The organism is Edaphocola flava (genome assembly GCF_004118155.1).
Classification (GTDB): Bacteria; Bacteroidota; Bacteroidia; order Chitinophagales; family Chitinophagaceae; genus Edaphocola; species Edaphocola flava.
The window spans coordinates 597,527-609,086 of record NZ_SAIQ01000003.1 but is presented as its reverse complement, the minus strand read 5'-3'; the positions used below and the strand labels follow the sequence as shown (position 1 = coordinate 609,086).

Here is an 11,560-nt window from a genome sequence, read left to right as displayed (position 1 = left end):
ATGCGCGGTTAGTACTACGATGACAATTCAAGTCAATAATAATACCATACCAACCTTCACTCAAGTGCCCGCAATCTGCGCCAGTGCTAATTTATCAGCTCTGCCAACAACTTCGACTAACGGTATCACCGGAACCTGGTCACCTGCATTGAATAATACGGCTACTACTACTTATACCTTTACACCGAGTGCGAATCAATGTGCAACTGCAACTACGATGACGATTACGGTTAATCCGGTTGTAACACCAATGTTCACGCAAGTGCCTGCAATCTGTGCTAGTGCTACGTTATCGGCTTTGCCTACCCAATCGACTAACGGTATCACTGGTAGCTGGTCACCTGCCTTGAACAATACGGCTACGACAACATATACTTTTACGCCGGGTGCGAATCAATGTGCAACTACAACTACGATGACGATTACCGTTAATCCGGCTGTAACACCAACCTTCACGCAAGTGCCAGCTATCTGCGCTGGTGCTACTTTATCAGCTCTGCCAGCAACTTCGACTAACGGTATCACCGGAACCTGGTCACCTGCATTGAACAATACGGCTACGACTACTTATACATTTACCCCGGCAACTGGTCAATGTGCGGCAACTGCAACGATGACCATCACTGTCAATCAACCTGTCACACCTGCTTTTACCGCTGTGTCACCGGTATGTATCGGATCGGTAATTGCTCCATTGCCTACGATCTCTAACAATGGCATTAATGGTAGCTGGAGTCCCGCATTGGATAATACGACCACCACAACCTATACCTTTACGCCTGTAGCAGGGCAGTGTGCCGGTACGGCAACAATGACTATTGTGGTGCAGCCTCACCCCTCAGGTAACCGCCAGGTAACTATATGTGCCGGCAGTAGCTATACATTTAATGGTGTGGTCTATACTGCAAGCAATCATACCGCAAAGGATACTATCCCTAATCCGGTCGGATGTGATAGTATTATTACGCTTGATCTTACCGTATTGCCAGTGAATGCGATGGCAACGGTGCAAACCCTGAATGGATGCGGGTCTATTGTGTTTAATGGGGTAACCTATACTCAGAATACGCAATTGAAGGATACTATACCAAACCAGTATGGTTGCGATAGTATCTACAGGATAACGCATATTGTGATTTATCCGCAAAACGGAATAGCACGCAGCATAGATACAGTCGGCTGTGACAGGGTAGTATACAAAGGGAAAACATACTATGAAAATACCATGCTGAAAGATACACTGTACACCGTTAATGGTTGCGACAGCCTGTATCTTACAGTGAATGTACATGTTGAAAAAATGGGGCTGACCTTGTCCGTTGAGCCGGAGCAGCCTTACGAAGGAGAGTATTTTACCTTAAAGACAGACAATACCTCCGGCATTGCCTATGAGATCGTATCCTGGAGTCCTGCAAATTTATTTAACGATCAGTACAACAGGATGCAGCAGCTAAAATTAAATCAGGCTACAAACATCAGTGTCGTAGCAATATCTGCTTCGGGTTGTATGGACACCGCAACGATTGATATTAATCTGAGACCTTATCGTAAAGATGTAATGATGCCGAATGCCTTTACGCCAAACGGAGACGGCAAGAACGATGTTTTTGCACCCGTACTGGCATTGGACCGTAGCTATAATATGGTTGACTTCAGAATATTTAACCGCTGGGGTCAGGTGCTGCATTCCACATCTAACATCAATAGCGGATGGGATGGCACTTTCAAAGGTGCACCACAAGAGCAGGGTGTTTATTATTACACGCTTACGATATACTTTATGGATGGATCCAAACAGGCCTTTAAAGGAGACCTGATGCTGATCCGCTAATTGTGGCAGATAGCCAATGAATATAGTTAGGGATTATGTATCATGCATAATCCCTAACTATTTTAATCATATAGCAAAAAGCAATACAGAATTAACATTTACTATTGATAATACATTTTTTTGGGAGAACCCGGATTTTTATTTTTGTATTGAAGTAAATGAAATAAACCGTGATCGGCCGGTTAGCCGCTAGTTGTATTATATGAATAGTAGCAACACAACGCTTCATCTGATCTGGTGGGCGTCTTTAAAAGTATCAGAAAAACTATTGCTAAGCAAAAAACACAATATCAGTTTTATTTCAGATAGCGTTATTTGCGCCATGTGGGAAGCAGAGGGGAAACCAGACTTAAGATAGTTGATCAAACAAAATATAAAAGCACTTCTAAACAGAAGTGCTTTTATATTTGATGCTTACGTACGGTATTTTATTGATGCTCTTTTTTCTCTCCCGGGAAAATAATTGAGGCCAATACAGATAAGATAAGCACACCACCCACAATAGCCAGTGATATCGGAGAGGAAATATGTACCCATGGAGCGATCAGCATCTTAATACCAATGAAGGTCAGAATGATGGACAGTCCGTAAGGTAATTTGCTGAACATGTGAATAAAGTTGGACAGCAGGAAGTACAATGATCTCAGACCCAGTATCGCAAAGATATTTGAGGTATACAGGATGAAAGGATCTTTAGAGATTGCAAAGATCGCAGGGATAGAATCCACCGCAAACAATACATCGGTAAATTCTATAACAGCAACCACAACTAGCAGTGGAGTAGCCATTTTGATACCGTTTTGGACAGTAAAAAATCGATCACCCACATAGTCATCACTTACTTTATACAATCTTTTTACCAGTTTCGCTCCCGCAGAGTTGCTGAAATCTTTTTCCTCATCATTATCTCCGCCACCCCAGGATTTGATCCCTGCATAAACCAGGAATAGTCCAAACAGTGCTAGTACCACATTGACCTGTACATTCTGTCCAAACAGGTTCATCTCCGGCAGGAAAGTAATATTGATGATACCGACACCTGCAAAAATGAAAATTGCACGGAAAATCAATGCCCCAATGATACCCCAGAACAAAACTCGGTGATGAAGGTTACGAGGTACGTTAAAATAACTAAATACAAGGATGAAGACAAATAGGTTGTCTACTGACAGCGCTTTCTCAATCCAGTATGCCGCCTGGAACTGGGTAAATTTTTCAAGGGCTATTTCATGGCCGCCCGCATCCTGATTAAAAACCCAGTATACCACTCCGGAGAAGATCATTGAAAGGGATATCCAGACAATACTCCAGATGGTTGCTTCCTTCGAAGATACCTCATGACTTTTTTTGTTGAAAATGCCCAGATCGACCAGTAGCATTATCACGACAAGGATAGCGAATCCCCAGACAAGACCGGGGTGTTTGGTAAGAATGTTTGTGTCCATTATGAGAATGATATATGAGAATATGTAAATGATGATGGCAGATATACGTTGCCGGAATGCTGATATGCAAAAGTGCATATACAGCATTCCGGCAGGAAAATATATGCTAAATGTTTAGACGTAGTTTTTGATGATGCGCTGTATCGTTTGTCCCATAAACTTATCCTCTGTGGGGTCACCTATGGCATCGAACTTCCATTCTCCGTTGCGTTTGTATAGTTTCGCCATAATAAGTCCCGCTTTACCGGCATAGCTTGGTTCAGCGGCTACATTATAAGTCGCAAATACAGATTTTACCTGTGTAGGTGTTCCTTCAAACATCCTGATTTTAGCGTACGGAATCTGTGCGAAATCCTCTTTGCCTACATTATTTAAGAAAAAGAAAATCTTAGATACATGAGCTCCTACACGGGATAAGTCTACCGTAATGATTTCATTGTCCAGACCATCATCTCCTCCCTGGTCTCCCTGTAAATCGTCTCCGGTATGTTTCATGGCACCATCATTGGTCATCAGCTTACCTTTAGGCAGACCAAATTGTTGTAATACCGATACATTGTACAGAGGAGAGTACATATGATCGCATAATTTATTATCCTCGTCAATCAGGATGCAACTCAGGTCTAGATCCACGCTTACAGAACTGGAGGACATGCCTAAAAATCCTTTTTTCTGTATTGCGCCCCAGTTAACCCCTACGCAAAAGTTTACGAGTTGCTCGCCGGATTCCTTTTTTAAATCTATTTTTTGTCCTTTTTGTAAGTTAATGGCCATTGTAATATAATTTTTAACTATTATTAATATTTAAATTTAACATAGTCCGCAAGATATTGGTCTGTGCATCTACACTTTGCAGATGTTCCATAAAATCTACGGCAGATATTGTTTGCAGGTACTCTTTCAATAAGCTTTCCTGATCTGTTTTTAGTTCGGTTTTTACTTGTTCAATCCTGGATTGAAGGAGCATATTACGTTCATTTAATTCCTCTGACAGCAACCTGTTTTGCCGGGTATTACCTGCGATATTGATGCTGTTTAACTGCTGTTCAGTTGCCATAAAGAACGTTTTATCCTCTACACAATATATAAAGAGACCCTCATCCTGGAAAATGCTGAATAGCTCGTAAGTATGCTCCGGGGCTTTAAACCCGCAGAGGAATCGTACTTTAAACTGCTGTATATTTAGTTTGCCCAGTAGTTTCCGTTCTATGATGACATAAGGACGTTTATATACCTTTGCCTGCCTCTCAATTTTTCTCAATAATGTTTCCTGCGCAACATCCAGTTCGCGGTAATAGCTTTCTCTGTACCGATAGGTAAAAGCAGCCATCTCAGACCAATCGAAAAAAGAAATATTGGGCTGTTCTGCTAATTGTGTATAAACACATTTCAGGTTTTGAGAGGCTTTGGCGCTATAAAACTTTCGTTCCAGTTCAAAATTATCGGTATCTTCTGTTCGGCCTATACGATCTATATACTCCTGGTTGAGCAAAATCTCGTTACTCAAAAGGCTTACCTGTTGTTCTTTTCCTTTTTTTATCTTTTGCAATAGCTCTATAAGGCTATCAGTATATTGTAAATGAAAGAGCTCCAGCTTGTTGATGTCCAGTTCTTTACGATCGTTGAATGTTTGGTGAATGAGCTCAGTACGGATATAGATCGATACGAGGTTGATTTGTTGAAAAAAGTTACCTAATAGCTTTAATCGCACTAACCTCCTCGTACTGTCTTTAATGATTTCGTTAAACTGTTCCTGTTCCGCACTATGCTGCATGCACCATCCTGTTTTAAATATGAGCTACACCTTTTCTCAGTTCGGTTTCCAGGTTTTGTAACTCTGTATCCAGTACTCTTCTTTGCTCAGTGCCTTTTTCCTGTATTTGTTTTACCTCGTTCAGGGTACTAATCAGTTGTTGGGTAGTGCTGCGTAAAGTATCTAAAGATACAATTGTTTGCTCATTCGCTTTGGCCACGTTACGGGCATTTTGGCCCAGCAGTTCTGCATTCTTTCTCAAAATATCCTCTGTAGTGCTAGAGATTTTCTGTTGTACTTCTATACTTTGCTTCTGACGATTCATGGCAATTGCTAAGGATAACTGATTTTTCCATACCGGGAGGGTAGTGGTCAGGATAGTCTGTGCCTTTTCCGCTATTGAGACATTATTATTCTGCACTAACCTGATTTGCGGCAGAGATTGCAGCATGATATAGCGCACTACTTTCAAATCGGCCATTCTACGATCCAGTCGGTTTACAAATTCTCTTTTATCTGCGATCTGGTAATCCTGAAAACGCTCCGGGGCACTTTCCATAAGGCTCAGATCGGCAATGGCTTCCTTGTATTTCAGGTTACCCGCAATTATCAGGCGTTCAATTTCTTTTATCAACTTGAGGTTGCCGTCAAACATGGTTTGCAGCATAGCATTATCCTTATTGGCCGTAATCACCCCAGCTTTTACCTTATTACTGATCTTATCAATATTTGTTGCAATAGTGTCGTATTTTACCAGTATCTTCTCTACTTTAGAGACTAGCATGCCTAGTAAAGGAATTTTTTTCAATGCCTTTTTGAACGAAGACTGTTCCAGTTCATCAATATCAACATAGTTCAGCTCGGTGAGCAGGTTGTTAATCAGGGTACCAATTTCGCCTGAGTTAGATCCCCGGACACTTTTCAGAAAACCGTCACTTTGTGACGCGATGGAATTTTGTATTTCCGATCCAAAATTGATTACCGAGGAGGCATCATTTTCATTGATGCGACTGGCCAGTTCCTGGTAAGCTTGTAATTCCTGCGATGGAATCTGCTGCAGGTCTACATTGCCTTCCTTATCAATAACGGATAATTGATTATTAACGGATTGATCGGACATTAGTGTACGTTTTTAGAGTAAAGGGAATAATATGGATTAAGCAAAGATATTTACATAATCCTGCAGACCGCCTTGTTTGCCGGTACCTACTGCTTCAAATTTCCATTCGTTATTACGCTTATAGATGCGCCCAAATTCTACCGAAGTTTCAATAGAGAAGTCTTCGTCCAGTTCAAATTTCATTACCTCAGACTGACTGCTTTCGTCGATCAGACGGATAAAGGAATTTCTTACCTGGCCGAAATTTTGTTTTCTGGCCCCGGCTTCGTGTATTGTCACAACAATAATGATTTCCTGGGCACGGCTATCTATTTTTGAAAGGTCAATCACAATTTGTTCATCATCACCATCACCTGCTCCAGTAAGGTTATCTCCCTTATGAATAACGGCATTGTCTGGTGATTGTAGATTATTATAGAATACAAAAAAAGATTCGTCTAAAATTTTACGATCCGCTCCAACAATGAATAAAGAGGCATCCAGGTCAAAGGCGCCGCCGGTAGTGGTACTGTTGGTATCCCAACCCAATCCTACGGTGAACTTTGGCGCATTAATAGTCTCTCTTTGTCCTTTCTGAAGATTTATAGCCATTTTTATATAATTTTTTTAGTATACAAGGTTTGAAATTGGATGTTTTATTTTACTTAAATTAGTAAGATACGCTTCTATAAGATGGTACTCATTTCCGATTGCCATATTATATAATAATTCTATGAAATCAGGTGTTTGATTCCGGATAAAGTTATCAAATTTTTTTGTATCCGCATTTAAAATGTATTTCGTGATTCTGGTATTAATCTGGAATCCAGGATTTTGTACAATATCATTCAAATCATCCAAATTCTTTACCTGGTAATAGTTTAAATAGTTTTCTATTTTAGGGTGAATACTCAAATCCTGCAATTCTGCAAAGTATAATAACCACGCATTATTGTCTATACCATATTCTTGAGACATTTTTAGAATCATTTTTTCATGACTGCCCGTGATACGGATATCGTCCAGGAATATCAGCGTTTTGTTCTTGATGAATTCTTTGTCGATATGAAACTTATCATTACCAATCAGTTTCATGCGTTGTTCCGCATCCAGTGCGCCATAATCTTCTTTATAGGTAACCTTGCGGTGAATCTTGGTTTTTTGTACTACCGGAAGGCCATTAGCCGCCAGCCAGCGGTTCAGACGGTTGACAAAATGAATCTTCATAGCAAAAGTAGCAGTTGGTATGAAGGCGAAGGGGCTGGAGATAACGACCAGCTGGCCAATATCCTTTTGTCGGCGTAAACATTGATCGATGAAGCCTTCGGCCAATTCTGTTCCATATTTTTTGGAGACAGCACCATCACCAAATTTAAAACGGCTGTATTCGGAAGGGTCAAAGCTGAAGGTATCTTCGCTAGTGACCATATGCCTGGAGTATCGTTGTATATTCATGTTGATCTCAATTTTAAAGTTGGTGTACTAAGAAAGTTTGAAAACCTTGAGCACTGGCACCAGCAATATCTGCCCGTGGGTTATCCCCTATATGCAGAATGTCTTCTGGCAAAATATTTGGATGGTAGGCTCGCGCCTGTTGGTGCATGAGGGTAAACATTTCCGGATTCGGTTTAGATACACCCGTTTCGTCTGAAAAAAGGTGAAAATCAAACAGGTCATTTAACCCTATTTTATTGAAGACCTTTCTTAGAGTGCAACCCTTAATGAACGCAGTATTACTCAATACATTTAAAGTGGCTCCGCTCACTTTCAGCTGTTGCAATACATCAATGGTGTGTGTTGCATATAACTGCGGAGGGTATTGTAGTACCATGGCTTCTACAGCATCGTACAATTGTACAAGATCCAATTGGCAAAAGTCGGTCTTCGGGTCCAGCTCATATAGTACCATGAGGTACATTTCCTCCGCTTCAATATTTTTCCCGGTTTTTTCATTGATCGCATTACACATATCATCCACTTTTCTGAAAGCCTGTGTTACGGCTTCCAGCGATTTGCCTGAAGGGTTATAATACTGATAGAAAAAATGTGCTCTTTCCGGTTTGAATTGCGGATGTGAGCGGATCAGGGTCAGCCAAAGATCGAAAGAGTAATGGTCATAGTGCTGCTCCTGCAACAAGTCTTCTAAGGTTTTACTGATTGCTATATTCATAAATGCCGGGAATAAGTAGGCTATGGTTCGTTTCTATCGCGTACAAAAAGGAGCATTAATCCTTAAAATAAGCTTATGATAATTGGTATTATTATTCATGCATAAAAATATAAGGGCAATATGCCATCATATTTTTTATTGTCCAAATGAAAAAATCGTAAAATTTCCTTAAAACGCAGTATAATCTCTTCTTGAAAAGTTGAGTCTGAGTCCTGAATAAAGGTAAGTTGTTTGTTGGTCAGGTATAATCTGCTGCTCTACGGTATATCTGCGATGTGCGCCGCCCAGATCAAAGTACAGGCCAGGTGCGATTTCATAGCTGAGGTTCAGACTCAGGGACATGCCCGTAGCCTGAAGGCCGTTGATCATATTTACGCCGTACAAAGCCGGAACGTCTTTATTATATGCTTTAGACAGGTCATTTCCGTAGTTGACATTGCCGGTATCGATCCCTTGCTGGTATAACAGCGCTTTAGCCTGTATATTCCAGCGGGCACCCGGACGGTAATTGGCCATCAGCACCAGCTCCCGGAAGCCGGCACCTAAAGGGTGGGCCAGGGGCAGGTTGTTGTTGGTGAAATTGGAGGCAATATAACCCTGGTTATTCCGGTCGTAATGCTGGAACGTATAAGGACGCAGTACATTCACCTCTGCCTGCAGGTCAAGGTTAGGTACCGTAAAAGCATCATAGTAGTTTACGCCCAACTGTCCGCCCCATTTGTTATGCAGGTAGCCGTTGTTGCCGAAAAACTCTTTTGCCGTAAATTCATTGATCAGGAATTGTCCGTACAAAGCCAGACCTTTAGCTGGTATAGCCTTGGCTCTTATACCGATCGCCACTTTGTCCGGACTGCCCAGACTGCGCTCAATGGCACGGTAGAAGATCATCGGATTCATATAACCGAGCTCGAAATGATTGCTGCGGTTGAAGACCACCATTTCATACACACCCAGGTTCAACCAGGACGTAATGTTGGCACTCAGGTGATGAGCTGTGGCATATTTATATCCGTAACTGTTATCAGTAAGATCATTGCCCGGTATATGCTGATCCGGACTAAGGCGCATGTACAGGTTATCATACTGCAGTTTCCATATTTTGGTATGCAGGTGCACATAAGCAACCGGTGCCGAAAAATCAGACAGGATAAGGCTTCTGTACCCGTCACCGATTTTCTGGTAGTCATAGCCTGCTGCAATGGAAACATAATCCTTTATCAGGCTGGCACTGATCTGACCCGTAGGTAACCAGTACTGGTATTGTCCCGGTGCTGTTTGTCTGAACTTATGTACTCCTATCAGTGTATTGCGCCGGTCGTTATATTGCTGATAAAAGCTTACCGGCTCTTCATATACATAGCGCAGATTGAAGTCTGCGCCGATAATATTTTTATAAGTAGCCCGCAGTTTAGCGCCGGCAGTAAAATACTGTTTGTATCCTTCACCGTTTTCCGATCGCTCGTATAATCCCTGATAACCCAATACAGGGTTTACACTCAGGAACAAGTCGCGGCTGTTATGATAGATGAAGTCTGTTTTTGTTTTGTAAAAGGTATTCATCACAGGCATCCTTGACCGGATAGCCCCGTCATGATCTTCCGTAACCCATTCTCCGTTCTGCCCCAGGTAACGGCTCATTAGTCCATTATCAGTATTGCTCCATCCGTTACGGAGATTTTGTTGCTGCGCTTCTTTCAGGAATGCCGCAACATCTTTGTGCTGTAGCGGTTGTACAGCAGTATGTAGTTCATCAGATAATTCGCCGGACAAGGCCTCGATTCGGCTCAGGTAAGCAGCAGTGCCATCCTGGATATCTACCCGGCCACTCTGGGCAGTAGCCTCTACGGCAATCCCCAGGCTCAGGCAAGAAAGAAGTAAGCTGTATTTCATAGTCAGAGGTTCTGCCTTTTTGTAAAAGATGCAATTTACAAAGAAAACCGACGACTTGCATTAAATTAAAGGAGCCAGTGAGATAAGACATAGATCAGCAGTCCGACCAGTCCGCCGACTATGGTACCATTAACACGTATAAACTGCAGATCCTTACCGACTTCCAGCTCCAGCTTCTCACTCAGATCCCGTCCCTGCCAGTTACCTACCGTATTGCTGATCAGGTCGCCCGCCTTATGGCGATGCTTCATGATAGCCTTATAGGCATTGTAACGGATCCAGTTGTTGATCTTGTCAATAATAGCCTCATCAGACTGGAATGTATTGGCCAGATCATCGATCGTTTTGATCATATATAACTTCAGGCCGGAGTGTTCATCGTCCAGTCCTTCCAGCAGGCTGTCTTTAATGCTCTTCCAGATATCCGCAGCCATAGCATCCGTTTTGGCAGAGGACAACAGGTCTTCTTTCAATAGCCTCAGTTCATCGTACCATTCCGTTTTTACTTTAATGTCTTCAGCCAGCTGTAATAATTGCTGCTGTATATCCTGTCGTACCTTATGCTGTTTATTCTGTTCTATTTCTTCAAAATAACGGCCCAGACCACTGGTGATTTTTTTTGCGATCAGGTTGTCTACAAAACCCGGGATCAGCATAGAGCTTTCCTGTTTTACCCGGTCTTTTACCAGCGATTCATTCTCGGCAATATAGGTCTTTAACTTTCCTGCAATAAACCCCACCACCTTTTCCTGTGCCCCTTTTTCGACCAGGTAGGTAATCCCATTTGAGAGCAGCAGGTTTACATTCAATGTATGGATCAGTTCTTTTCCCTTGCGGGCAATAAGGTCTGCAATAAAAGCATCATCCAGTTCTGTAATGATCTTGCGCAGCCAGTGACTGATCTCGTCCTGCAGCAATTTTTTATGCTGGGGTTTCTGCAGCCAGTCGGCTATGTATTGCGCAATATTGAGGCGGCCGATATAAGGACGTATATTTTCTGCGGTAAGAAAGTTGTCTACAACAAAGTTTCCGAGATTGTCGCCAATGCGCTGCTTGCTGTTTTCGATCAGGTTGGTATGCGGTATACGAATGCCTAAAGGATAGTGGAACAGGGCCGTTACGGCAAACCAGTCGGCCAGTGCACCCACCATTGCGGCTTCTGAAAAGGCTTTTACATAACCCAGCCAGGGCCAGGACTCATGCTTAAGTAATAGGGTGGTGGTGATAAAGACCGCTGCCATAAGCAGGAAGAGGCCCGTGGCAAAAAACTTATATTTACGGAGCTGTATGCGTTTTTCTTCGTTGGTCATAGTTTTTTGTTTTAGAGAAATCGCAGATGATATCAAGAAAAAAGCCAAAAGCCTTCAGGCTC

Annotated in this window: 10 protein-coding genes; 1 reads left to right on the top strand and 9 read right to left on the bottom strand. The window is 42.2% G+C overall.

Annotated elements, in window-relative coordinates:
- The coding region (locus tag EMP01_RS12200) for a gliding motility-associated C-terminal domain-containing protein (RefSeq protein WP_161971329.1) at positions 1–1,831 on the top strand (1,831 nt) is incomplete at its 5' end.
- A 428-nt stretch (positions 1,832–2,259) separates the two neighbouring features.
- Here EMP01_RS12200 and EMP01_RS12195 read toward each other — a convergent pair.
- The 9 genes from EMP01_RS12195 to EMP01_RS12155 form a co-directional block, all read right to left on the bottom strand.
- The gene (locus tag EMP01_RS12195; RefSeq protein ID WP_129021800.1) at positions 2,260–3,276 is read right to left on the bottom strand and encodes a TerC family protein; all 1,017 of its coding nucleotides are present in this window, start codon (positions 3,274–3,276) and stop codon (positions 2,260–2,262) included.
- A 114-nt stretch (positions 3,277–3,390) separates the two neighbouring features.
- Positions 3,391–4,050, bottom strand: coding sequence for a TerD family protein (locus EMP01_RS12190; protein WP_129021799.1), 660 nt, complete (start codon positions 4,048–4,050; stop codon positions 3,391–3,393).
- A 13-nt stretch (positions 4,051–4,063) separates the two neighbouring features.
- On the bottom strand, positions 4,064–5,050 hold the full coding sequence (locus EMP01_RS12185; protein WP_129021798.1) for a hypothetical protein: 987 nt from the start codon (positions 5,048–5,050) through the stop codon (positions 4,064–4,066).
- A 13-nt stretch (positions 5,051–5,063) separates the two neighbouring features.
- Positions 5,064–6,149 (bottom strand): toxic anion resistance protein, encoded by a 1,086-nt coding sequence (locus tag EMP01_RS12180; protein ID WP_129021797.1) that lies wholly within the window; start codon positions 6,147–6,149, stop codon positions 5,064–5,066.
- A 36-nt stretch (positions 6,150–6,185) separates the two neighbouring features.
- Positions 6,186–6,740: a TerD family protein gene (locus tag EMP01_RS12175; protein WP_129021796.1), complete on the bottom strand. Its 555-nt coding sequence runs from the start codon at positions 6,738–6,740 to the stop codon at positions 6,186–6,188.
- Between the two features lie 15 nt (positions 6,741–6,755).
- Complete coding sequence (locus EMP01_RS12170; RefSeq protein WP_129021795.1) at positions 6,756–7,583, bottom strand: phosphoribosyltransferase family protein; 828 nt, start codon at positions 7,581–7,583, stop codon at positions 6,756–6,758.
- Between the two features lie 13 nt (positions 7,584–7,596).
- Entirely contained in the window at positions 7,597–8,298 is a 702-nt protein-coding gene (locus EMP01_RS12165) for an HAD family hydrolase (RefSeq protein ID WP_129021794.1), read from the bottom strand.
- A gap of 168 nt (positions 8,299–8,466) precedes the next feature.
- Positions 8,467–10,188, bottom strand: coding sequence for a hypothetical protein (locus tag EMP01_RS12160; protein WP_129021793.1), 1,722 nt, complete (start codon positions 10,186–10,188; stop codon positions 8,467–8,469).
- A gap of 65 nt (positions 10,189–10,253) precedes the next feature.
- Positions 10,254–11,498: a DUF445 domain-containing protein gene (locus EMP01_RS12155; protein ID WP_129021792.1), complete on the bottom strand. Its 1,245-nt coding sequence runs from the start codon at positions 11,496–11,498 to the stop codon at positions 10,254–10,256.
- Positions 11,499–11,560: the final 62 nt, after the last annotated feature.

What these genes read in the sequence shown, in the direction of transcription:
- EMP01_RS12175 (WP_129021796.1), bottom strand. Translation starts at nt 6,740, where the DNA reads ATGGCTATAAATCTTCAGAAAGGACAAAGAGAGACTATTAATGCGCCA.
- EMP01_RS12180 (WP_129021797.1), bottom strand. Translation starts at nt 6,149, where the DNA reads ATGTCCGATCAATCCGTTAATAATCAATTATCCGTTATTGATAAGGAA.
- EMP01_RS12195 (WP_129021800.1), bottom strand. Translation starts at nt 3,276, where the DNA reads ATGGACACAAACATTCTTACCAAACACCCCGGTCTTGTCTGGGGATTC.
- EMP01_RS12160 (WP_129021793.1), bottom strand. Translation starts at nt 10,188, where the DNA reads ATGAAATACAGCTTACTTCTTTCTTGCCTGAGCCTGGGGATTGCCGTA.
- EMP01_RS12155 (WP_129021792.1), bottom strand. Translation starts at nt 11,498, where the DNA reads ATGACCAACGAAGAAAAACGCATACAGCTCCGTAAATATAAGTTTTTT.
- EMP01_RS12170 (WP_129021795.1), bottom strand. Translation starts at nt 7,583, where the DNA reads ATGAATATACAACGATACTCCAGGCATATGGTCACTAGCGAAGATACC.
- EMP01_RS12165 (WP_129021794.1), bottom strand. Translation starts at nt 8,298, where the DNA reads ATGAATATAGCAATCAGTAAAACCTTAGAAGACTTGTTGCAGGAGCAG.
- EMP01_RS12185 (WP_129021798.1), bottom strand. Translation starts at nt 5,050, where the DNA reads ATGCAGCATAGTGCGGAACAGGAACAGTTTAACGAAATCATTAAAGAC.
- EMP01_RS12190 (WP_129021799.1), bottom strand. Translation starts at nt 4,050, where the DNA reads ATGGCCATTAACTTACAAAAAGGACAAAAAATAGATTTAAAAAAGGAA.